This is a genomic window from sulfur-oxidizing endosymbiont of Gigantopelta aegis, assembly GCF_016097415.1.
GTDB lineage: Bacteria > Pseudomonadota > Gammaproteobacteria > GRL18 > GRL18 > GRL18.
The window spans coordinates 1,935,464-1,960,518 of sequence record NZ_JAEHGE010000001.1; the positions used below are offsets into that span (position 1 = coordinate 1,935,464).

17 protein-coding genes are annotated in these 25,055 nt (G+C 41.3%); 9 read left to right on the forward strand and 8 right to left on the reverse strand.

Annotated elements, in window-relative coordinates:
- Positions 1–286 precede the first annotated feature (286 nt).
- Together JEU79_RS09650 and JEU79_RS09655 are read right to left on the reverse strand one after the other, a co-directional pair.
- Positions 287–1,726 carry an IS66 family transposase gene (locus JEU79_RS09650; RefSeq protein ID WP_246540146.1) on the reverse strand — a complete coding sequence of 480 codons (1,440 nt, stop codon included), beginning with the start codon at positions 1,724–1,726 and terminating at the stop codon, positions 287–289.
- 331 nt (positions 1,727–2,057) lie between these two features.
- Positions 2,058–2,429 (reverse strand): multiheme c-type cytochrome, encoded by a 372-nt coding sequence (locus JEU79_RS09655; RefSeq protein WP_198263945.1) that lies wholly within the window; start codon positions 2,427–2,429, stop codon positions 2,058–2,060.
- Positions 2,430–2,596: 167 nt separating this feature from the next.
- Here JEU79_RS09655 and JEU79_RS09660 point away from each other — a divergent pair, with 167 nt between their 5' ends.
- Positions 2,597–3,328, forward strand: a complete 732-nt coding sequence (locus JEU79_RS09660; protein WP_198263946.1) for a DUF2461 domain-containing protein — start codon at positions 2,597–2,599, stop codon at positions 3,326–3,328.
- Between the two features lie 365 nt (positions 3,329–3,693).
- On the forward strand, positions 3,694–4,374 hold the full coding sequence (locus tag JEU79_RS09665; protein WP_214660540.1) for a TorF family putative porin: 681 nt from the start codon (positions 3,694–3,696) through the stop codon (positions 4,372–4,374).
- A gap of 16 nt (positions 4,375–4,390) precedes the next feature.
- Here the strand turns inward: JEU79_RS09665 and JEU79_RS09670 are convergent, their stop codons facing one another.
- The 4 genes from JEU79_RS09670 to JEU79_RS09685 form a co-directional block, all read right to left on the reverse strand.
- A complete protein-coding gene (locus JEU79_RS09670; protein WP_198263948.1) occupies positions 4,391–6,379 on the reverse strand; it encodes a putative bifunctional diguanylate cyclase/phosphodiesterase in 1,989 nt (662 codons plus the stop codon).
- 2 nt (positions 6,380–6,381) lie between these two features.
- Positions 6,382–7,239: a sulfurtransferase gene (locus JEU79_RS09675; protein ID WP_198263949.1), complete on the reverse strand. Its 858-nt coding sequence runs from the start codon at positions 7,237–7,239 to the stop codon at positions 6,382–6,384.
- 86 nt (positions 7,240–7,325) lie between these two features.
- Complete coding sequence (locus tag JEU79_RS09680) at positions 7,326–10,424, reverse strand: efflux RND transporter permease subunit (RefSeq protein WP_198263950.1); 3,099 nt, start codon at positions 10,422–10,424, stop codon at positions 7,326–7,328.
- A 45-nt stretch (positions 10,425–10,469) separates the two neighbouring features.
- The gene (locus tag JEU79_RS09685; RefSeq protein ID WP_198263951.1) at positions 10,470–11,486 is read right to left on the reverse strand and encodes an efflux RND transporter periplasmic adaptor subunit; all 1,017 of its coding nucleotides are present in this window, start codon (positions 11,484–11,486) and stop codon (positions 10,470–10,472) included.
- 207 nt (positions 11,487–11,693) lie between these two features.
- Here JEU79_RS09685 and JEU79_RS09690 point away from each other — a divergent pair, with 207 nt between their 5' ends.
- The 5 genes from JEU79_RS09690 to fghA are packed head-to-tail and all read left to right on the forward strand — an operon-like array spanning position 11,694 to position 17,429.
- Positions 11,694–13,490: an ABCB family ABC transporter ATP-binding protein/permease gene (locus JEU79_RS09690; RefSeq protein WP_198263952.1), complete on the forward strand. Its 1,797-nt coding sequence runs from the start codon at positions 11,694–11,696 to the stop codon at positions 13,488–13,490.
- Positions 13,491–13,503: 13 nt separating this feature from the next.
- The gene (locus tag JEU79_RS09695; RefSeq protein WP_198263953.1) at positions 13,504–13,875 is read left to right on the forward strand and encodes a hypothetical protein; all 372 of its coding nucleotides are present in this window, start codon (positions 13,504–13,506) and stop codon (positions 13,873–13,875) included.
- 48 nt (positions 13,876–13,923) lie between these two features.
- Entirely contained in the window at positions 13,924–15,441 is a 1,518-nt protein-coding gene (locus tag JEU79_RS09700; protein WP_198263954.1) for a YiiX/YebB-like N1pC/P60 family cysteine hydrolase, read from the forward strand.
- 13 nt (positions 15,442–15,454) lie between these two features.
- Entirely contained in the window at positions 15,455–16,564 is a 1,110-nt protein-coding gene (locus tag JEU79_RS09705; RefSeq protein WP_198263955.1) for an S-(hydroxymethyl)glutathione dehydrogenase/class III alcohol dehydrogenase, read from the forward strand.
- Between the two features lie 4 nt (positions 16,565–16,568).
- Positions 16,569–17,429: an S-formylglutathione hydrolase gene (gene fghA / locus JEU79_RS09710; protein WP_198263956.1), complete on the forward strand. Its 861-nt coding sequence runs from the start codon at positions 16,569–16,571 to the stop codon at positions 17,427–17,429.
- Positions 17,430–17,587: 158 nt separating this feature from the next.
- Here the strand turns inward: fghA and JEU79_RS09715 are convergent, their stop codons facing one another.
- Entirely contained in the window at positions 17,588–18,274 is a 687-nt protein-coding gene (locus tag JEU79_RS09715) for a PEP-CTERM sorting domain-containing protein (RefSeq protein ID WP_198263957.1), read from the reverse strand.
- An 863-nt stretch (positions 18,275–19,137) separates the two neighbouring features.
- Between JEU79_RS09715 and JEU79_RS09720 the strand changes: the two genes are divergently transcribed.
- Both JEU79_RS09720 and JEU79_RS09725 read left to right on the forward strand, forming a co-directional pair.
- On the forward strand, positions 19,138–20,784 hold the full coding sequence (locus tag JEU79_RS09720) for a FecR family protein (RefSeq protein ID WP_198263958.1): 1,647 nt from the start codon (positions 19,138–19,140) through the stop codon (positions 20,782–20,784).
- A gap of 3 nt (positions 20,785–20,787) precedes the next feature.
- Positions 20,788–23,259 carry an EAL domain-containing protein gene (locus JEU79_RS09725; protein ID WP_198263959.1) on the forward strand — a complete coding sequence of 824 codons (2,472 nt, stop codon included), beginning with the start codon at positions 20,788–20,790 and terminating at the stop codon, positions 23,257–23,259.
- A gap of 16 nt (positions 23,260–23,275) precedes the next feature.
- Here the strand turns inward: JEU79_RS09725 and JEU79_RS09730 are convergent, their stop codons facing one another.
- Complete coding sequence (locus tag JEU79_RS09730; protein ID WP_214660541.1) at positions 23,276–24,781, reverse strand: hypothetical protein; 1,506 nt, start codon at positions 24,779–24,781, stop codon at positions 23,276–23,278.
- Between the last annotated feature and the right edge of the window lie 274 nt (positions 24,782–25,055).

The following is a 25,055-nucleotide window of genomic DNA, read 5'->3' on the forward strand; positions in this document are numbered from 1 at the left end:
GGCCTTTTTAATAAATCACGCTCCTGAATCACTTTTGCCAATTCTTTTTCAGACGTGTTAAGTATAGCCACATTACTTCGCTATAGATTGATCAAAACAAACTCTCAAGAAATACTTAAAAAAACAATCTTTTTTCTTTTTGTAGGATTTAAACCACGTAACTTCTCAATAAGTCTGTGCATTTAAACAGCACAAACTTTACCTTTCAGCAACTCAGGCAGATATGGGATCAAATTTCTCTTGCTGATCCGGTCATTAATAAAATCCCAGAATGAAATTCCTTGTTTCAAACAATTTTCTTTAAACTGACAAAGGTATCTCTGCAAAGTTGCCCATCCTTTGAGCGTGTACTACCACTAATTTTACGCTTAATAACATATTCTCGAATATCATTTTCACTCAAATTATTATGAAGAGGAATATCAGGCCGTTCCAATACCAGCAGTAATTCTGTTTTATTTCTTGCCAATCGTTTCAGTGCCTGATTCAACGTTTCAAAGCTTGTTTTAGTCCGGCACAATTCATCAAAATGTTCAGCAATCGCTGACTTCAACGGATCATCTGGCTCAAGTTTATATTGTTTGAGATCATAAAATAGTTCCCAAATCTGAGTATGTACCCAGTTCAGTTCTTTATCATGTCGCTCATTGAGTGGTAGTATCCGCTGAAACACTCTGTCTGCATGTATCCAACATAATGCGTGCAACAAAATATCAAATTGTCCTGCATCATCACTCACAATCACCAAATCACTTGGAAAGCCACTGTTAATTAATGCCCCCAGTAAAGCGCCTTCTGTGGCAATGCGAACATGCCGTTGTGTTATGATACTATTGTTCTGCAGATAGTATTTCCAGGCTTCTTCATTATCAAAGCAAGTCTGATGACTTTGTTCAATAACGCTCAATGGCTTGTGAGGTAATTTTTCTGCTCTCATATAATCAAGTGCTGCATCGTTGAGCGTATAATCAACAGCAGCACCTCGTAACAATTGTAGAAAATTAATCCGGCTCTTATATCGAGTACTTGAAAACCAGGCAAAGGTTTCATTGCCAACGTGAGTACAATAACCATTCTTTCCATCATGACGACTACCCGTATCATCAACATGGATATAAGTACTATTGTTGATACCGGCAGTTAGCAATGTATTTTTTTCAGTATGAAAATGGTCTTTGTCATGGATTAAAATCTCATTGATCTGACCCGTTGAAATATCAAAACCTAATTCTGTTAATTGTTGTATTATCAATGGCTGAGTCACTCTCTGGTGATAATATTGATAAACGATATAACTCTGTAATGTATGGCCAAAATGTCCTATATGTGTATCAAAGCTCAATTTTCCTATACAGGTATCACCATCGGGTGTTTTATAGCGAGCCAATCGATAACGAGTATTGAAAGGCTTAATCAGCAGCTCCTGAACAAAATAATCCTGATACCCTAAAAAACGTGAATGTTCTGGCAGGTTATCTGGTTTGATAACGGTGGTTTTATGAATAGCCAATTTCTTCTTTCGTTTACGACTTTTACTAGTCCCATTTCCTGAGTTGTTTTTCTTGCTTCCTGAATGACCTGTCGGATTATCATTGTCATCATCCTTTGGCAATTTACTGGCTCTTATTTTAGGCTTTGGAGGTAGCTTTTTAAGCTTAGCAACTTCTGTTTTAAGGGCATCGATTTCAACCTGTTGGTTTTGAATGATTTCCTGTTGTTGCTCCATGAAAGCAAGGAGTAATCGGACTACCGGTGTCTTTTCTTCTTCAGGTATCTCTGGAATTGGGTAATTTTTTCACTATAATCAATACAGGTTGTTTTCAATAAAACAATTGTATCATGGCTTTTTAAGGCTCTTTAGTTTGCCCTGTGTTGATCAAACTCCCTCTCAGTTAAGATAATATTCAAAAATATTCTATTTCGATCTGAGACAGATCGACAGGATCATTTATAGGGATAAATTACATGGGGCAGTGAAAATGCAATTTTTGTCCTCTAAAATGCTGTCAAGACTTTTTTTGTTTTTATTTCAAGTTTTGCACAGACTTATTGAGAAGTTACTGTAGATCATCATAACCTCCTGAAAAGTTACCTGATTTTGAAAATAATAGAACGGGGGACTGATTAAGCAGTGGCGTATGACATACTGCGCAAGTGGGATCACCCTTGTCCTTTTTTAAATAAGCAGTGAAAAAAGGGTCAACAAATGCTTTGGCATGCAGTGATGTTTGCCATTCCTGATAGATTTCACTATGGCAGAGACCACAGTCTTTAGCTTTTAATGAAATAGCACCTTCAGGCACTTCTTGATAGGGGATATATTGAGTTGTCTTGTCGGAGAGCTGATAGATTCCTTTTGGGTTGAGAAGGTAAACCAGCGCGATCACAATGAGAATAACGGCACTGATGATAAGCACGATTTTTTTCATTAGAAATCTCCTCAAGCATTAAATTAAATGTTAAATCAAGTATTCAATCAAGTAGTGTAATAACGTTATTGTAGCGCAAATTGTACCTAGATGCTTATTTTATTTATAATTTTACAAGACCCTCTACGGGTAATTGATTATGTGCTGCCATTTAAAAGAGGTTTACAATGTCTAAGTTCATCGGATTCAGCCATGAAGCCATTCAATTTCTGAATCAAGTGAAGCAAAATAACAATAAGCCTTGGTTTGATGCGCATTATGACTTTTATCAGCAAGATATTTTAGAAGTTTCTCGAGATCTGGTCGAAGATCTGGGTGAAGCCTTGCAACAGATTGCACCGGGCATTAATGTGGTTCCCAAGGTGAATGGCTCTATTTATCGTTTTGCAAGAGACGCTAGATTCAGCAAAGACAAAACACCTTATAAAACCCATCTGTCTTATTTGTTCTGGCAGGGGGCTTTGAAGCGTACTCGGTGTCCGGGGTTTTATTTGTCTATTCGACCAGAGTTTGTGCAAATAGGCGTTGGTATTAATCACTTTACGCCTGAGTACCTACAAGCCTGGCGACAGCAATGTGCGCATCCTCGTGCGGGCAAAGCAATTAAAAAAATAGTCGCAGCTTTAAAGAAAGCCGGTATTCAAATACATGGCGAACAATTAAAACGCATACCGAGAGGTTTTGTGCCATGTGATGAGGCAGAAGGCTTTTTTAATGAAGATTTGATTCGTTATAAAGGCCTAAAATGCTGGTTTCAAGTGCCCTTGCCCCAGCAGGTTTATGCTGCTGATTTTGTGCCATTTTGTTATGCATATTATCAGCAATTATTACCACTTTTTGAGTGGCTGGTGGGAATTTTAAGTCACTTTACAGTTGAGACCGATTTTTCAGATTTTTGATTCTGAGCAATTTGTCACAAAAACAATTGATAAGCTAAATATTTATTAAATTTGATTTGTGGGTACAGATTAAAAAGCAGTTTATGTCTATGCTGAATATACCTCTGATACTTGGAAGTGCAGACTTCGTTCTCTTTGTTAAGAGATGTAATTTAAAGCCTCAATCATGTAGTGCTTATACAATCAATCGGCTCTAAATCAAAATGCCTTGCTGCATTTCCAAGTATCACGGGTATACAACACTTCGAAAAAGATGTTTTCAATAAATAGTCAACGGATAGGATATGAGTAACCAAGAAACAAGCTTGCATAAAGTTTTTTTTCTATCTTTAACAGGGACTATACTCGCCTCTGTAGGGATGCTCGTGCCTACTCATATCCTAGCTTCGGATGATTTTTCTGCATACGGTATCGGCAAGCCAGCGCTTGTCAGGCCTCCGGAAAAATTGCCCAAGCAAAAAATATCTAACGCACCCTTTTTCAAAGATTTTGAAAAAGACTTTCGTGTAAATTTCCTCCAGAGAAAATCAATAACAAGCAAGTCGGCAAAGTCCAAGTCAGCTAAAACAATCAATGACTCACCTTTGTTAATTGAACTTGATTATAAAGATCAAAATGCTACTTTTGCATCGCCTTATCATGGCATTAACTCCGAACAAAAAAATACCATCAATCATACCAGCAATGAATATCAAACGCGCATGGGCTATCAATTTAAGCATTTAACCCCTGAGGCAAGTCTTAAGTACAGCCCTGATTCTTATGGCTTTGGCAAATATTATAATTATGAATTAGGTGTTGCAGTGCCCATCAAAGATATTTTTTCACTGGAAACCCGTTATGGCTGGAACAAGTTTGATAAACAGGCCGAAAAAGGGGGGATGGAAGATTATCAGGACTGGAGTGTTGGCGTTTCTACCACTTATAAGGGCATGAAACTCAAAGTTGATTACATTGATATTAACGCGGGTGACAAATCGCCTGAATGTGGACGTCTATTACCCTGCGAAAGTAAAACTGTTTTTAGCATTATCAAGAATTTCTAGCAGAGCCATAGAATGATTAAAACCAGTCATTCAATGGTTTTGGTTTACCTAAATGATAGCCCTGCCCATAAGTGATGCCCATTTTAGTTAGAGTATCTACATCTTCCTGTGTTTCAACATATTCAGCTACAGTTTCCTGGTTGTTGAGCTGACATATTTCCTGAGTATGACGGATCATCAACTTATCAAAGTCGTTAGTAAGCATGTCGCGTACAAAGCTACCATCAATTTTAACCACGTTAAACGGTAGATTTTTTAGATAGTCAAACGAGGCCATCCCCGTACCAAAATCATCCAGAGCAAAACCGATTTTTTTGCTATGACAAAAACTAATAAGTTCTGAGGCTTGAGACAGATTGCCAATAGCGGATGTTTCAGTAATTTCTAATTCCAGACATTGCCAGGGAAAATCGACTTGCTCAATTGTTTTTTTCAGTTCAGTTTGAAAGTCAGGATCATTCAGTGTGCCACCGGCTAGATTAATATGTGCAGAATGTAGTTTTTTTACATGTTCAGGTTGTTGCATGACACTGGCGAGGAATGTCTTGAGTACAAAAATATCAATATCAACCATCATATTGTAGCGTTCAGCAATGGCGAGAAAACTATCGGGAGGCATAAACTCACCCTGGCCGTTCCACATTCGAATGAGTACTTCATAAGATATTTTGTGAGTGTTTGTATCCTGCAAGGGAACAATGGCCTGAGCGTAGAGTTCAAAGCGTGAAGGACCGTTCTGTAAGGCTTCTTTGATATAGCCTGCGATTGCTAAATCATGATTGTTTTTATTTTGTTCGTTATAAATATGCAGTTTATTATGACCGGTGGCCTTGGCATTATAAAATGCAATATCCACTGTTTTTATCAGCTCTTCTAAAGTGTATTCAAAAGGCTCGAATATGACCATGCCGATGGATGCTGAAAGGGTAATGGTATTCTCTTCATGTTTAAAATGTACGCTTTTGAGTCGTTTAAGTTGTTGTTTGGCAAATTGAATTGCTTCGTCTTCTGAGGTGTTTTTTATCAGCAGAAAAAAATCATCACCACCTACGCGAGCGATAACAATGTTATCGGGAATATCATTTTGTAATATCAGGGCGATTTTTTTGAGTACTTCATCACCCGCAATATGGCCTACGGAGTCATTCACCAGTTTAAACTGATCCAGATCGATACTTAATAATGCATGATGGGAAGGACTCGTGTTTATATCGGGTCGTAATACTTGCTCGATTTCCTGTTCGATGGCATAACGGTTGAGTAAACCGGTTAAATAATCATGGCGACTGCGGTAGTCAAGCTTGTTTGTTTTTTCTTTGATTTGTTCAATCATGTTATTGAAACCGTCAAACAAAGATCGTACTTCATTTTTGGCATCGGTTGAAATATTTTGGTTTTCTTGTTTGTGGACGTCATAATGCGTCATTGCATGATCTAATTGACGAAATGGCCGGGTAAAAATAAGGCTGATTTTCCAAGCAAGCAATAAGCCAATGGCTAATAGTGCAGGAAAAATAAATAACAATGTATAGAGATGTTCTTTAAGACCGGTTTGGTATTGCTTTGGGTTGATGACAATTAAGGTTTGACCATAGGTGTAATCATCTGCTTGAACAGGAAGCTTAAGGAATAGTCGATCTTGTTTTGAAAACCAAGATTGTCCCATGAGTAATTTTTTGCCCTGCAACTCCCTAGTATAATCCAGCACACCATGACTTAAAATCGCTTGGTTGTCCTGATCAAATAAAACCAGCGCATCGACCGATTTAAAGCCGCTGATACGAAAGGCAATGTCAGCATAGATATCCGCTTCGGGTGAGAGCAGGGCTTTGAGTAAATCATTGTTTAGAGAACGTCCAAGGGTACTAGCTTGAGCAACTGCAATGGAGCGGCGTTCTTGATGGTCGAACCAGGTCAATAAGAGAAATATACCCAACTCAATAACGATGAGTAAAATGGCAATCAAAATAATTAATTGACTGCGGATGCTGAATTTTTGCCACATAGCTATTTTTCAATCGGGAGTTTAAAGTCATTACCCCATTCATTCCATGATGCATCGTAGTTGGATACATCATAGCCTAACTCCCTCAAGGCTAGATAATTTGCTGATGAGACACGTCCAATGGCACAATAAATAACCACTTTTTTATTGCGTGGAATATCGCTATAAAGCTTGGTTAATTGATCAATACTCTTCAGGCTGGAAAAACCACCGGTTTTAGCAATATTATGTGAAGCAGGGAGGTTGATTGCTGTTGGTATGTGGCCAAAACGCTTGGCAGAGGACGTTTTGCCAACATAGTCTGAGGTGTTTCGTGCATCGATAATGAGTTGGTTTTTATTACGGGTGGCTAATTGAGTGCTAAATTTACTGGCAAGTCGTTTATGGTTTAAGCTGGCAATATATTGACTGGGCTTTGCTGTATGGTTTTCTAAACTAATGGGATAGTCTTTACTAATCCAGTGGTCATAGCCATGATCCAATACCTTGACCTTGCTGAGCCCATAGACTTCTAAAATCCAAAATAGGCGAGCGGCATCGACTAAATCACCATTATCATAAATAACAACCTGTGACTTTTTATCGATGCCTCGTAAGCGAAAATTCTTTTGTGTAACACCTGGGGAGCTGATTTTACCATTCAACTTCTGATTCTTGTATGTTAATGCAATGGGGTAACTTAAAGCACCTTGAATGTGACCGGCTTGATAAGCCTCAGGATCGCGAGCATCAAGAATAATCAGGGAATTATCGCTTAATTGCTGTTTAAGTTGCTCAGGTGACATGCGTAGACTTTCTGAAAAGGCCACAGTGGGTAAACAGACAATGATAATGAGCAATATGACCAGCAATTTTTTCATAGCGTAGCGAATTCCTAGATATGGTGATTTTGGGTATAGAAAAAGGTTCTAGAAAAAGTATAGGCTATAATCGATTTAGCGCCAGTTTAAAGTGCTTTATTAGAGTGAAAAAGTCGATATAAGATAGGAATGATAATCAAACTGACCAGCATGGAAAAACTGAGTCCCCAAACAATCACCACTGCCAGTGGTTGTAGCATTTCAGCCCCATCACCTAGACCAATCGACAATGGCAACATACCGACAACGGTGGTGAGGGTGGTCATAAGAATAGGGCGCAAGCGTAATCGGGCTGCATGACTAATGGCCTGCTCTAATGCCAGACCTGCTTTGCGTTCCAGTTCAATTTGTTCGACCAGTACAATAGCGTTGTTGACTACGATACCTGCCAACATAATCAAACCGAGCCAGACGGGCATTGATACGGGCAAGTCTCTGAAATAGAGTCCGGCGGCAACACCAATGATCATAAAAGGGATTGCCATAAGGATAATTAAGGGATTTTTTAATGATTCATATTGCACGGTCATCACCACAAAGACCAGAAAAATGGCCAGAACAAAAAGAATCATACTCATATCACGGCCTTCCTGAATAGCCTTGCTGCCACTGCTATTATAGAGAAAATAGCCATCAGGCAAGGGAAAGTCTTTAATTTTCTGCTCAATTTTTGCCATGACCGGGAGTAGATCATCATCATCAATTAGGCTTGCAGTAAGCTCGACAATTCTTTGCTGATTATCACGCACAATCACTGAGGGGGAGGCGGCAAATTCAAGATTGGCTACCTCATTGAGATAGACGGCTTCACCATTGTGATGTTTGATTAAAATATGGTTTAAATCATCATTGGATAAAATGCTAGCGCGTGATAAGCGGATACGTATATTGTATTCACGATCATTTTCAATAAAATCAGAGACGATGACACCATCTAAGGCGACTCTCAGTGCATAGCCAATGTCGCTGGCCTTAATGCCTAGGTCGGCTGCTCGTTGACGACGAATTTTTAATTTCAGTTCCTTATTGTTTTCTTCATAGGTTTGCTCAAGATTTCTTAGGCCGTCAACCTCACTGAGCTTGGCGACCAATTGATTGCCAATTTGATTGAGTGTTTGCAGATTTTCACCCTGTACACGCAGACTGATTTTTTTATCACTCTTGCCCAAACGTACTCCACGAACGCCTCGTACAAAGAGTCGGGTTTTGATGCCGGTTAAATTTAATGCGGCTATTTTAGGCTTGATGGCTGTGATCCATGCTTGAGCATCCATAGTACGTTCTGAACTGGATGTCAGTTGAATTTTAATCGAGCTGGAATTACTGCTTTCTCGTTGTGAGCGACCAAAAACACTGCCACCAATGGTGCTAAAGACTGTAATAACTTCTTTGTCGGCTAATAATAGGCTTTCAATTTTGTCTACGACCTGATCCATTTCGTTCAGGCGCATACCCGGCTCACCAGAAATACTGAGGTAAACTCGGCCTTCATCTATTTTAGGCAGAAAGATTTGTTTTTCATTAATAATGAATTGCACGCTCAAAAATAGGGCAGGCAGTAAAATAATAAAGGGTAGCCAACCATGATGGATAATGAAACCAACTAATCGCTCATAGCCTGATGCAATGGTGGTAAAAATTTTTCGGGGGGGCTTTTTAACGGGTTGCTTGAGTTGTGCTGCAAGACTCGGTACTACCGTGAGGGAAACCAGCATGGAGGCCACAATGGCAGCAGATATGGTGATGATAAGTTCTTTAAATAAGAGTCCGACCAGACCACTCATGAATAAAAAGGGCAGTACAGCGGCTAAATTGGTACTGGTGGATGCGACAATGGCGCTATTCACTTCATTGGCTGCTTGTAAGGCAGGGTGAAGACCTTTTTCTTGTGTGCCATGTTGCTCGGACTGATGGCGGGAAATATTTTCCAACATCACAATGGTGCTATCGACCAACATACCAATGCCCAGGGCTAATCCTCCCAGAGTCATAATGTTCAGTGTCAGCCCGGTGATTTCCATAATAATAAAAGTGATCACAATCGCCAATGGTATTGCCGTACCAATGATCAAAGTGCGGCGAATATCACCAAGGAAAAAATACACCACTAACATGGCTAGAAATGCACCGGTCAAAGCGGCACGAGAGGCATTGCTAAGTGCGTGTTTGATGAAAATAGCCTGATCATCAACCGCCGTAATTTGCACATCATCAGGGATCAGATGTTCATCTTTTAATTGCTTAATGCGTTGGTTTATCGCATCTACAACTGCTACAGTATTTGCCTGAGGTTGTTTTTGTATGGAGAGTTTAACGCCTTCCATGCCATTGAGACGAATGCTTACTCGCTCATCTTCATGGGTGTCTAAAATCTGTGCGACTTCGTTGAGTTTCACCGCCTCATCGACTTGTTGTGCTTGTTCGTTAAGCAAGGGGAGTTGCGCTAATTCTTCCAGTGTTTCAAAACGAGCATTGGTGCGAGTGCTGAGTTCGTCAAAGGCGGTATAAATACGTCCGGCGGCAATGTCCCGGTTTTCTTCTTTGATTAACTTATCGATGTCAGAAAAATTAAGCTGCTGAGGGACTAGACGTTGTTGATCCAGAATGATTTGAATTTCCCGAACCAAACCGCCACCCAGTTCAGTTGAGGCTACGCCGGGAATATTGATAAACCATTTACTTAATTGATAATCGACATAGCTACGCAAGTCGATAGGAGAACGCTGGTTGGAACTCACAATAAACTCGATGATAGGAATTTGTGAGGGATCGCGCTTATAAATAACGGGTGGGTCAATGGAGTCGGGTAAAAAACGTTTGGCTCGATCCAGACGGTTGCTGGCATCACGTAAAGCGACATTGATATCCGTGCCATAAGGAAAACTCAGATCCACGGAACTACGACTCTCAGTGGTTCGAGACTGTATTGAAATTGCCCCTTCGGTGATGGCCAATTGTTCTTCTAGTTGCCGGGTGATTTTGTCTTCCATAATGGTAGCGGGCACACCGGGATCGACAATACGTACCCGTACATCGGGATAAATAATGTCGGGTAATAAATTCACGCCTAGTCGCTCTAGCATGAATAAGCCTAATACCAAAAAGGCCAATGCAATCATATTGACCCCAATAGGATGCTTGATGGCCCAAGCAGCGATATTATTATTTGCAGCGTGTTTTAGCATGTTATTTTATGGCACATTTATTCTTGCCCATTTATTCTTGCCCATTTATTCTTGCATAGGGGAATTGATGATATTAACTTTTTTGCCGTCACGCAATCCGAATAAGCCTTTGCTGACCACTTTATCACCAACATTCAGTCCTGATAATATCTCCATTTTTTGTGGGTATTTACGCCCAGTGATAATGTTTTTGCGGGCAATTTTATTCTCAGCATCAATGCTAAAGACATAAGCCCCTAATTGGTCATAACGGATGGCCGATAGGGGGACTACCAGCACTGTTTTATTGGCAGTGACCAGTGAAATACGCGCCAGTTGTCCGGGGCGTGCTCCCTTGGGCACGGGGGATAGTTTTACTTCGACTAAGCCTTTGCGGGTTTTGGCATTAATGTTGGGATAAATTCGATAAATATTACCCTGCCAGATTTTTTTCCCTAAAGCATCGACCTGATAGCTAATCGCATCATGCAGTTTTATCTGGTTCAAATGTAATTCAGACAAAGGCACTTTGACGATAAGACTGGAGGTATCAATGAGACTCATAAACTGGGTGTGCAAGGGTAATACATCACCTGGTTCAGCCAGACGTTCGCTGACAATGCCTGCCCACGGGGCTTTAATCTGTGTATAGCTTAAACGCTTTTTCTGCAAATTGTATTCAGCTTTATCCAAGGCAACCTTTGTTTTGGCTCGAATCAACAGTTCTTTTGAGGTGAGATTGGATTTAGAGAGTTTTTCTAAGCGTCCATAGTCAATAATTGACTGCTTGAGGGTGGCATCAGCCTTATTGTATTGGGCACGAAAAATAGTGTCGTCCATACGCGCTAATAAATCGCCTTTGTTGACCTTATCACCCTCATAAAAAGGCAAGCTTTCCAATATGCCTTGCGCCTGATTAAAAAAGCGTACCGTGCGGAAGGGGTCTAAAGTCCCCGTGACGGTCATTTTATGGTTCATAGATTCATTCATGACTTCAGCGACTTCCACCGCAGGCAAGGGGCGGGCAATGCGTTTTTTTGATGCCGAATCAGAGGTATTATCCAAGCCATCACAAGCGGTCAAAAATAAGCTGAAAATACTGAATAACAGGATGGTAATACTATTTTTTGTAAGGTATTTAATTATTTGCATACAATATAAATTTATTTTAATGTTTTCCAGTAAATAGTTTAAGTGTCGTTATAAGTATCTTTATAGGTATAGTTTAGCGCGAAAATTGATTAGAATGCATGCTTATTTATTTGCCAGAGGCTATTGCCTGATTTAATTATGACTATTCGTACCCATTATACTGCCGCACCCCATAAAGATCGCCATGATTTCTCAAATCTTCGACGTATTGTACCATTTTTGTGGGAATATAAAGGCCGAGTGCTGGCCGCGTTACTGCTCTTGATTGCCGCCAAGGTTGCCACCGTCGGTGTGCCATTTATCCTGAAAGAAATTGTCGATAATTTGTCTAAAACGGATGTCGTTCTGGTTTTACCTGTGGTGCTCTTGTTAGGCTATGGTGCGCTACGCCTTCTCAATGTATTATTCAGTGAATTACGTGATACTGTCTTTGCCCGAGTTCGCTATCGTGCCATGCGAAATCTTTCCCGTGAAGTCTTATCCCACCTTTATTCCTTATCGCTACAATTTCATTTAGAACGTCGTACGGGGGGCATTTCCCGTGATTTAGAGCGGGGTACTCGAGCCGTCTCATCGATTATGAATTATCTGGTGTTTAATATCATTCCAACCGTGGCTGAATTTGCGCTGGTGGCGGTGCTTCTCTTGGGTGATTATGCGGTTGAGTTTTCCATTGTCACCTTTAGTACGGTTTTTATTTATATTACCTTTACACTCTTGCTCACCAATTGGCGTATGCATATTCGCCACCACATGAACCGCTTGGACTCCAGTGCCAATGCCATGGCGGTGGATGGTTTAATTAATTATGAAACGGTGAAATATTTTAATAATGATCCTTATGAGATCAATCGTTATGATAATACTCTGGACGAATGGGAAGACTGTGCGGTAAAAAGTCAGGCATCCATGTCGCTACTGAATTTTGGTCAGGGCAGTATTATTGCCGTCGGTGTGACGACAATGATGTTCTATGCCACTCAGGGTGTTGTTGATGGCAGCATGACGATTGGTGACTTGGTCTTGGTTAATGCACTGATGTTGCAACTCTTTATTCCCCTGAATTTTCTGGGCATTATTTATCGCTCCATGATGCATTCACTGGCGGATATTGATCTGATGTTTGAATTGCTGGATAAAAAAGGCGATGTCAGTGATGCCGAAAAGGCCAATGAGCTACAAGTGTCACAGGGTGTGGTGAAATTTGATAATGTTGATTTTGGCTATCAATCTGAGCGGCAGATTTTGCATAAGGTCAGCTTTGAAATTCCAGCGGGTAAAAAATTAGCGGTTGTCGGCCCCTCCGGTGCGGGCAAGTCAACATTGTCGCGGCTATTGTTTCGTTTTTATGATGTTGATAGTGGCAGTGTGAGTATTGATGGGCAGTCGGTGACAGAAGTGACACAATATAGCCTGCGTCAGGCAGTGGGTATTGTGCCGCAGGATACGGTGCTATTCAATGAAAGTATTTTCCACAATATTATTTATGCCCGTCCGGATGCAACAGAGGAAGAAGTGTTTCAAGCCAGTCGTTTAGCCAATATTCATGGTTTTATTGCTCAATTGCCTGAAGGCTATGATACCGTGGTAGGCGAACGCGGACTCAAACTCTCTGGCGGAGAAAAACAACGGGTGGCCATTGCCCGGGTGATTTTAAAAAATCCGCATATACTGGTTTTTGATGAAGCGACCTCATCACTGGACTCACATTCTGAGCAGATTATTTTAAGTTCTCTGGCAGATGTGGCACAGCAACGCACCACCCTAGTCATTGCCCATCGACTATCCACTATTGCCGATGCGGATATTATTCTGGTACTGGAAAAAGGCCGGGTTAAAGAGCAGGGGAGTCATGAAGAATTGCTGGCTTTGAATGGTCTTTATAGCAGCATGTGGAATATACAATTGCAAGAAAAGCAGGATAATAAAAAGTAAAGGTAAACAATGCATGGCAGATGATAAGTTATTATTAGCGGTAGTAGAAAAAGGCGGCTATCCGGATTTTACCTCGGTTTATGAAAGCATGGGCTTCACCGTTGAAATGGTGAGCACACCACGTAAAGCGATCAGCTTTTTGAAAAAAAATGCGGTCACTCTATTGGTTTCAGAATTTAATTTTCAAACTGATTTTCGGGATAGAACCAGTTCCTTAGAATCGATTATGGCCAGCGTTCAGCACCAGCAGGACATCAAGGTGGTGATCTTTTTAGATAAAGATAATGTCGAACGCTTTGAAAGAGTCAGTTCACGCTTTCCGATACATAATACCTTGACCTTTCCCTTTGATGAGGCACAATTAAAAAAAGCACTGGTACTTTGAAATTGCTAGTGATGAACTGATTATTCTAGCTTAAAAGGAATTAATAACATGCTTCACCAACCGTTAGGGATACTGAGTAAACTATTACTTATCTTCTTTGTTTTGCAAAACACTGCGTTTGCAACTTGCCAATGGAATGCTGAGCTTTCGCCGCAAGTTGAAAAAAAACAAGCAAATCAATTAACACAGGATATTGAAACTTACTATTCTCTTATTGAAGAGTCACTGCAACATCGTAGCATTAGCCTACAGCTTTTCGGCTCACTACAAAACGAACTAGAAAGCAATGCTCACCTTTCCGCCGCCAGTCTAAATCACTTTAAACAAGCGATAAAAACACATCTTAAGTTACGCCAACGTTTATACGATATGGTACAGGCAAGAAAATGTTGGTTGCCGGAAGAGCAAAATAATGACGAAAACTTCTTTGTAAAGCAGACCTCGCAAGCTATTTCTATTATGCAACTTAAAGGCATTATGCTGTCACTTTCAGCGGCATTAAATCTCTATGATAATTATCTTTTAGTGGTGGCAAGCTTTCAGCAAGAACCCCAACTCAGACGGATTATTGATCAGCCCGATAGTGGTTTTGGTTTGTCCAGCAACCACCTTATGGATGCTACATTAGCCTTTAATTCAGTCATCAATCGCGCCCAAGCAAAACAGGCCATTCAGTTTTATCAAAGAGAAATTAAAGCTTATTTAACGCAGCAAAAAAATGCAGAAAAGACGGTCAAAAATGATAGTGTCGGGTATCTAAAAACACTCATTGAACAAAGTCCTTCGTATCAAATTTTACAAAAAAACGCCAGTCTGTCTTTTTTACAGAATAAAATAAAATTCTACACGGTGGCGAGCAATGACTCCTTGGTTAAACTAGAAAATGAAGGGGTAAATTTGCTCAGTTTGCTGTTTGGAAATACCATTGGCTTAGTGGAAGCTCGCAAAGGCAAACTCTATCAACAGAAGGATTTGGAACAGCAAATAAGTCAGCAGCTAAAAGCCGGTGATATTCTCTTGGAGAAAACCCCTTTTCGTCTAACCGATCAATTTATTCCCGGTTATTGGGGACATGCGGCTATCTGGATTGGTAATGAGCAAGAACTGCGAGCCTTGGATTTATGGACGCATCCCATTGTGCAGCCTTGGCAGAAAAAAATTAATCAGGGTCATGCCATTGTCGAAGCTCTACGGTCGGGGGTTGAACTGGATCCCTTGAGCCATTTTATGAACATTGATGACATGGCTATTTTACGCGATAACAAACTTAGCAAAAGCCAATTACGTCAGGTGATCCTCAATGCTTTTCGACAATTAGGCAAAGCCTATGATTTCAATTTTGATATCACCACCAGTGATAGAATCGTTTGTTCAGAATTAATTTATGTCAGTTATTTACATATCGACTGGCCGGTTGAAAAAGCGCTGGGACGTTATACTATCAGTCCCGATCATATTGCTGCCAAAGTGAAAGATGATACACTGAATATTGTTAGCCTCTTTTTACATGGCAAAGAAATGACAGACAATAAAAAACAACATTTTATCAATGTACTGGATGAATAAAAAAGGATAAATAATGAAAGCAAGAGCCGCAGTTGCCTGGGAAGTTAAAAAACCATTGGTTATCGAAGAAATTGATGTCATGGGCCCCAGAGAAGGAGAAGTGCTACTAAAAACCATCGCTTCAGGCGTGTGCCACACCGATGCCTTTACCCTTTCCGGTGATGATCCAGAAGGATCATTTCCCTGTGTCTTAGGCCATGAAGGCGGTTGCGAAGTGGTTGAACTTGGCGCAGGTGTCAAAGACCTCAAGGTCGGCGATCATGTGATACCACTTTATATTCCAGAGTGTGGCACCTGCGAGTATTGCCAATCGGACTTGACCAATTTATGTCAATCCATTGCCGGTACTGTCTGGACGGGTTATATGCCTGATGGCACGCGCCGTTTTTCTAAAAATGGCAAAGATATTTTTCATTATATGGGCTGTTCTACCTTTTCAGAATATACCGTAGTGCCCGAAATTGCTCTGGCTAAAATCAATAAGGCCGCACCCTTAGATAAAGTGTGTCTGCTGGGCTGTGGCGTCACAACGGGCATTGGTGCTGTCCTTAATACCGCTAAAGTCAGGCCGGGCTCTACGGTGGCTGTTTTTGGTTTGGGTGGCATTGGCTTGTCCTGTGTGCAAGGTGCAGTCATGGCAGGCGCAGAGCGTATTATTGCTATCGATATTAACCCCGATAAGTTTGCCTTTGCCAAGCAATTGGGTGCGACTGACTTTGTTAATCCCAATGATATCAATGGCTCTTTTGTGGAGTATATGCAGGACACTTTTAATGGTGGCCCTGACTATTCCTTTGAGTGTATTGGCAATGTACATGTGATGCGTGATGCCTTGGAATGTACTCACATGGGCTGGGGAGTCTCTACTGTCATTGGCGTTGCAGGCGGTGGGCAAGTGATCGAAACACGTCCCTTTAATCTGGTTGTGGGACGCACCTGGAAAGGCACGGCCTTCGGTGGAGTGAAAGGCCGTAGTGAATTACCCGGCTATGTTGACCGTTATATGGATGGAAAAATCGAATTGGATTCATTAGTGACTCACACCATGCCACTGGAAGATATTAATAAGGCCTTTGACCTGATGCATAGTGGTGAAAGCATTCGTTCAGTGATTATATTTTAAGCTTATGAAACCAATAGAATCCATAAAAGAGTTTGGCGGTTACTTAAATCGCTATGAACACCAGTCTGTGACTTGCCAGTGTCAGATGACTTTTTCTGTTTATTTGCCGCCACAAGCTGAGTTGCATCCGGTGCCTGCCTTGTATTGGCTGTCCGGTCTCACTTGTACTGATGACAATGTACGCACTAAAGCTGGTATGCAACGCTATGCTGCTGAACAGGGGATTGCCCTGATTTTTCCGGATACCAGTCCTCGTGGTGAAGCGGTTGCCGATGTGGCTGAACGCTATGATTTGGGACACGGAGCAGGGTTTTATGTGAATGCTACGCAACAGCCCTGGCGTACACATTATCAAATGTTTGCCTATGTGACAGAGGAATTACCCCGTTTAATTGAGGCTGAATTACCTATTATGGCGAATGTTAAGTCGATCAGCGGCCATTCGATGGGTGGTCATGGGGCATTGATTTGTGCTTTGAAACTGCCGCATGATTATTGCTCTGTGTCTGCTTTTTCACCCATTGCTAATCCGGTTGAATGTGACTGGGGCAAGGGCTGTTTTAGTGCTTACTTGGGCGCAGACAAACACGCATGGCAGGCTTATGATGCCACTTTATTGCTTGCTGAGGGAGCGAAGTTTGCTGATATTCTCATCGATCAAGGTACGGCTGATGAGTTTTATGATGAGGGACAATTGCTACCTGAAAACTTTCAGGCCGCCTGTAAACAGGCTGGACAAGCTCTGACACTGAGAATGCAAGAAGGCTATGATCATAGCTATCATTTTATTGCCAGTTTTGTGGGTGAACATATAGCCTATCATGCGCGAGCATTAAAGCTTTGTGCAGTTAGTGATGGTGCGTAATTAACCTGAGTTCTGGGTAATAATTAATGGTATTATTCCAGGTGTAGGTGGGCATGGCTTTATCTGCCCACGCTGATTGAGTACCTTATCTGTACACTTTCAGCGTGGGCACAAAAAACGTGCCCACCCTACGGCACTGCTAATTTTAGCAATAGAAATTATTTACGACGACGTACAAAACCGATGGCAACAAGACCAAGAGCAAGTAATGCTAATGGTGCTGGCTCAGGAACAGCAATGGTATTAACCGTAATATCTGTTCTGGTGATTGAGTTACCTTGGCCATCAAGTACTTCAAGCCAAAGATTATAAGTGGCCACTTTGTTGGGGTCGAATGATGAGCCAACAAGATTCAGTAAACCTGGATTCCATGAGTTCTGAATGACAGTGTTTGCGGATAAAAGGTTATTGTAATTGGGTATGGCACTGGTACTGGCTATGGCAGGGAGGGTTGAACAATCCACTTCAATACCACCGCCTGCAACAGTCGAATTATTACCAAATGAATTGCCTGCACAGGCTAAAGCGCCCTGTTGTACAAGACCGCCTGTTAATATGATCGGATCAAATACAGTGCTTCCACCGACACCCACTTCTTCACCACCAATAAGATAAGTAAAGTCATCTAGGTCGTTGTTGGTATTGTCATCAAAGTTGACATTGACAGACCAGTCAATATTCCAAAGTGCCCAATTTGGGTTGCTTGCATCTGTACCTGTGTTGAAGGTGAAGACACCATTAGCACTAGCGACAGGATTAACAAAGCGCTCACGTGCTCGTAATCCTACTTCGATGGAATTTTTTTGATTGACAGAAAAAGAGTCATTAGGAATGCCGCTTCCCATTATGACGTTTGGAGTTACATCTGTGTTGTGGATTACCACAGCATGCCCAGTCAAAGGCAACATCCCTATAGTTAACAAAGCCATACAGCTAAACGACTTATAAATTTTTTCATTGATGACGAACTCCTAAAATTAAAAAGTGTGATATATTTCACAGTTTATGCAATAGGCATATAACATGCCATAACGTTGTTTATGATAAGCGGTATGGTTCTTGCTTGGTGTAGAATTTGTATTTGAAGTTATGACTTGGATTCAGAATGTGTAAAGAAAGCTGACAGATTTTCTATTGTTGCTTAATGGGGGACTGACTAACCCGCTTTACACTTTGTAGTAAAAAATGAATAAAAAGGTGGGCACAAAAAGCGTGCCCACCCTACAGTTTTATACTGATAAAGAACGGAGTCGTCTTTCAAAAAAACATCAATAAGTACGCAATAATTTGAAGAATTAAAAATAATCCAGATGCTATTGTTCATGCACATGACTGCTATGCGGAATTATTTGTCTCAGGCAGGCGTGCCTTATTGCCAGTTTTGTGGGTGAACACATTGCCTATCATGCGCGAGCATTAAAGCTTTGTGCGGATAGTGATGGTGCGTAATTAACCTGAGTTCTGGATAATAATTAACAATATTGTTCCGGATGTAGGGTGGGAATGGCTTTATTTGCCCGCGCTGACTCAGCACCATACATTCACACTTTCAACGTGGGCAAAAATATTATTTCACCCCGTAGATACACGCTTTAATTGATAAAAGTCTATATAAAGACCCTATAAGCCACACATTTTATCACTATACTGGCATCTGAATAATTGTTAGCTATAATTAATTTAATAACGATAATTTGTGGTATTGATAATGATAATAAAAAATTCTACTCGCGTGTTAATTTTGGGTGTCTTGGGATTATTGCTGCAACCGGCAGTCGTATTAGCTCAGGACTGGATTTACACCACTGTCCCCGGTGACAATATTTGGGATATTAGTGAAAAACACCTCGATACTGTTTTGCGTTATAACAAGATAAAAACAATTAACGGGGTCAAAGCGCCTAAGCGAATGCAGCCTGGTACAAAATTGCGTATTCCGATGAAATGGGTTCGCAGTAATCCAACTTCTGCTGAAATCATGGAGGTGCGGGGTAGTGGCGAACTTATTCGCAATAATGGCGATATTGAGAAAGCGCTGAGTCCCGGCACCAAAATCAATTTAGGTGATCAACTTAAAACGGCAGCCGATAGCAGTATTGCTATAAAATTTGCTGATAAAAGTGTCCTGACCTTGCATGAAGACAGTCTGATACGCTTTGATCACCTCTCCGCTCATGGTACGACGGGGATGGTGGATACGCGTATGAAGTTGATAAAAGGACGCATGGATACCCGGGTGACACCCGCATCAGGTCCCGGTTCACGTTTTGAAATTAAAACCCCTTCAGCCATTAGTGCGGTACGTGGAACAGAATACCGTGCAGCCATTTTAAATGCCGAAAACACCTCAAATATCGAAGTGTTAAAGGGTAAAGTGGCAGTGAGTGGCGCGAAAAAGAAAAAACTGATAAAAGCTGGTTTTGGTACTCAGGTGGCTCAAGGCAAAGCACCCATTGCTGCGCGTAAACTATTACCACCACCCGTGCTTAAACCCTTACCCGAACGAATCCGCCGTATTAACTGGATGATTCAGTGGGATGCCATTGAAGGTGCTGAAAAATATCGTATTGAAGTGGCCAATGAAGCTAAATTTAATACCCTTATTTGGCATGAATTTAGCGCCTATACTCGGGCGGCCTTTCCAAACCTAGTTGATGGTCATTATTTTGTGCGCATACGCGGGGTTGATAAACTTGCACTTGAAGGTAAAAGCGTGGTTAAGGAAATCGTTTTAGATGCCCATCCACAGCCACCGGTACAATTAAAACCGGATGAAGACCATGTTTTCCGTGGCAAATCCCCTGAACTGCAATGGACTTCTTCTGCTGATGCGGCCAAATATCGCTTAGAAATTGCCTCGGATAAAGACTTCAAGCAGGTGCTATTGGATAGTAGTGAGATAATGAAAAATAGTTATGATACGGCCAAGCTTTCTGCTGTGGGGCATTATTACTGGCGTTTAACCAGTATTGCACCTGATGGTGAAGTGGGTCCAGTGGGTCGGCTTCGTGGTTATGAAATTAAGCCCATGCCGAAAAAAGTGTCGGCTGAGTTACAGGCCGCCGATGATGGCCAGCTTGTAGCAACCTGGGAAAAAGGCACTCGCAATCAGACTTATCAGATCCAAATGGCCTATGATGAACAATTCATAGAGCAGGAGTTTGATAAGAAAACCAATGAAGCCAAAATTAGTTTTGAACCTGTTAGTGGAATGGTACGCTATTTGAGAATACGCAGCATTGAGGAAGACGGCTATCAAGGTCCATGGGGTACGACACAGCGGGTTGACCCATTGCCTGACGATACCCTATGGTGGGTGCCAGCCATTGGCCTGCTAGGGATATTCCTGCTGTAAGTCGTGATATTTTCAGAACGACAAAAGTCACTGTTTTTTCGGGGCTTACTGACGACTATTTTAGTATTAATTGGGGTCTTTCTGACCCATGAAAAGCAACTAGAACGTCTTGAGTTAGTGACCTATGACACTTTATTGCCTCTGCAAGCCAGCGTTTTTAATCCTCAAATTGTAGTCATTGCCATTGATGATGCCAGTCTGTTGAGGCTGGGGCGCTGGCCTTGGTCACGGCGTCGTCATGCCGAGTTGATTGATAGGCTGACCGATATGGGCGCACGTTCAATTGGCATTGATATTATTTTTTCAGAATATCAAAAAGACGATCCTCAGGCTGATGTAATGTTGGCAAAAGCTTTGGCAAAAAATAAGCATGTTGTCCTCGTTGTCGCGCCTATTCAATCAACGCCTGAAGCGTCTGTTTCTGAATTGTTACCGGTGCCGGATCTGGCTTTAGCGTCCAGTGTACTTGGCCATGTTGATGTTGAATTGGACAAGGATGGTTTATGCCGTCGGTATTTTTTATATGCTGGCATGTCAGACCCTCACTGGCCTGCATTGGCTCAGGCGATGCTGATTGCAGCGGGTGATATCAAGTCTGAAAATCATGAAAAGCCTTCTCAAATGTCTGCGGATAGTTGGGTTCGTCAAAAAGTGACCCTAATTCCTTATGCTAAAAAAGGTCTGCGGCCTACTATCATATCTTATACCGACATGCTCTCAGGGCAGGTGCCAGCATCCGCGATAAAAAATAAATATGTTTTGATCGGTGCAACGGCAACGGGCTTGGGAGATGCCATATCCACCCCGGCATCGCTATCACATGAGCGTATGCCTGGCGTGGAACTCAATGCACATATTTTAAATGGTTTGTTAGAAGGTAAAAATATTTATCCTTTGCCAGAAAAACAAGGCCTGATGATGACGGCGATATTAATCTTGCTCAGCAGTATTATCGTGTTTATGTTGCAATTGCGTTCTGGCTTTATTGCTATGCTGGCAGGTATTCTTGTTACCCTGGGTATATCAGCCTTTTTATTGGCTGGTATGCAATTATGGTTCCCTCCTGTTGCTGCAATGTTAATGATAGCCTTGTCATGGCCATTGTGGAGCATCTGGCAAATGGGCGTTGAGACGCGGTTAAGACAAAATTTATTGAAGCGATTAGAACATCAGTCACTACATCACTCGGCAACTGGCTTACCTAATATGGGCATGTTGGAAGAAAAATTACGTTTGATTAACGATAATGACGATAATTTTTCTAAGCTGGCTTCGTTAATGGTTGTACATATTAATTGGTCAGGCTCAGCAAGCATTACCCTGGGTCGCCCAAGAGGGGATTTATTACTTAAAAAAATTGGCGAACGGCTACAGAAAGTTGTTATAGGCAACCGCTTTATTGCCCATTTGAATGGTGATGACTTTGCCATTTTGTTAAGTGGCCTGGACAATATGCAGGACGTTGAGTTTGCTGCTGTAGCGTTGTTAAAAAAATTACAGGAACCACTGATACAAAATAATCAGGAAATTTTATTAACGCCACAAATCGGTGTGAGTGTCTGGCCTGATGATGGCTTTGACGGCACAACTCTGTTGCGCAATGCTTATACGGCCATGTTTAAATCACGCATTGATGATACCGAGTCACTCTGTATTTACTCGGCGGATATTGGCCAAAAGTTACAGGTGCGTTCTCGTCTGGAACAAGCTCTGGTTCATGCTCTTGAGCGAGGTGAATTTATGGTTTTTTATCAGCCCCAGGTCAATGCACGTGATGGCAGTATTGTCGGTGTAGAGGCCTTGCTTAGATGGCAAAACCCTAGTCTTGGTTGGGTGGGGCCGGATGCTTTTATCCCGGTTGCTGAACATGTAGGACTCATTAATGTCATTGGAAAATGGGTACTAGAAACGGCCTGTCAGCAACTTAAATGTTGGGTTGATGAAGGCTTTGACTCTTTGCGTCTGGCGGTTAATGTTTCACCCTTACAGTTTATTGTGCCTGGATTGGCGAGTAATGTAATGCGTATTGTCGAACAAACTGGTATCAATCCTGCTCAGTTGGAATTGGAGATTACCGAAAGTTCATTAATGCATGATATGGATAATGCCATACAGGTGATGCAGGAAATTCAGCAACAGGGCATGGAGTTGGCAATCGATGACTTTGGAACGGGGTATTCATCACTGAGTAGTTTGCGAAAATTCCCTTTGAATCGGCTGAAAATCGATCAATCATTTACCCGTGAAATTGGCGAAGATGTCGATGCCACAGAAATCACCCTGACCATTCTGGCGATGGGAAAACAACTGGGCTTGAGTGTGATTGCAGAAGGGATTGAAACAGTTGAGCAAGCTGACTTTTTACGCCAGCACGGCTGTGATGAGTTTCAAGGATATTTATATAGTCGGCCTTTACCAGCAGAACAAATATTACCTTTATTACAAAATGGTATTAATATTCAGGATAATGATTAGAGATAGATTTGGCAGTTTATTCTGTTAAGCGATGTCTTGAACTCATAAACTGTATAAACCATTTGACTGTTTGTGGAGTTATTTCATCATTGCCACCATTGCCACCATTAGCTTCACTGCTGATAATTTCATGGCCATGCGTACCAATATACTGTATCCCGCCTGCTATCAGCTCACCATTGCTATTGATGATTGTCGTCCTGGTGTCTTCCACAATATTATCATTTTTAATGATGCTTCGATTGGCAGTTGATGCATTTAAACCCGCTGCTGATAAAACCACATTATTTTCTAGGAACACTGTGTATGGAAATGACTTTAAACCGGTTATTCCACCTAATATTGTATTTCTATAAACATAGATTTGTGGATTGGTATTTTTGCCATTGGCTGTTTGCCAGTTATAAACAAGTGCTCTAGTGCTTTTTGTTGAATTTAAGGGATCAATTAATCGATTATAACTTATCTCTATTTCACTATTGGTGAATAATTGTGACTGCATTAAAATTTCAATCGCACCATAACTAAAGGAACTGAGTGTTGAGGTATTACGTCTAACGGAAAAAGATTGAATGTCAGATTTCAGGAGAATACCTTGATATTTACCACTGGCATCCAAATTATTATTTAAAAGAATATTGTTTTCAATTACACCATATTTAATCGCATAGGCATCGACCAGTGGTGCAGAAAAATTCTTAATATTACAAGCCACTAAAGAAAAATAATATCTTAATTGACCGGGATTAAAAAATGTAATCGCTGCCGGGTTATCTCTACCGGTCAAGCCTCTGGATATTCCATCAAATTCAGTTTCAAAAAAAGTCATCCTTTTTTGTGGTGAATTTTGATTGAAAAACCAAAAATGTGCATTGTTAACATCATTTCTTGCATTGATAAATTTAAGCTTGGCGATGAAAATATCATCCTGATTACCCACAAGCACTTTGGATGATTGATAATCAATGACAACCTTTTCGTTAGTATAGCCTAGCCAGACGGCGGGCTTTCTATTAGCATTTAATTCCAAATTACCTTTTGCCGCCGGCCCTGTCAGTAAATGTGTGCCAGCTCGAAAATACACGATATAACCTGAATATTGAGTATCCGTGTCGCTATTATTATGCAGATCAGAAAACAATTTTAATGGACTGGCAATTGAACCATCGCCTGAAATAGGGGTAGTGGCATCAACAAAGATGAAGCCTGCTGTGGTTGCAGACACTGACCAACTGACTAAAATAGAGTTTCGTTCCTGATCGCTTACTCGTATAGTGACATTTTTGTCAGCACTGGGTGAACTGGGACGCCATGACAAGATACCATAGTCCTTGTCTGCAATGGTCGAACCGATAGTCATTCCAGTGGGAGCATCGAGTATTTCATACTTAAAAGGATAGGCCCCACCTTGTATCACGATAGGGATTCTATATTCAGCAATACCATTGGGATAGGCTTTTCGATGTCTGGCCCAGGAGTTGGTTTCATTGTCGGGGCGGGGATAAACTGCCGTCATTGGCATTTTAGATGCAATGAAATGGCTGCTGGGTAATAACCAGTTATTTACTGCGCTATTTGTCGCGCTATTAAGTGCAGAATAAGCAGAATTGAGAGAACTGAGAAATAAAATGAGACAGGCTATTAGTTTAGATGACATTTAAATCTCGGATTGTTAATGAATATCCCCAATATAACCTTTCGTCCTATCATTATTTGTGATAAAAACCGCAGTTTATGTGACAGCGGTCTCGTGAATTTGTAAAGAGTTGGCCATTTGAAATTGTTTCGGCCAGATC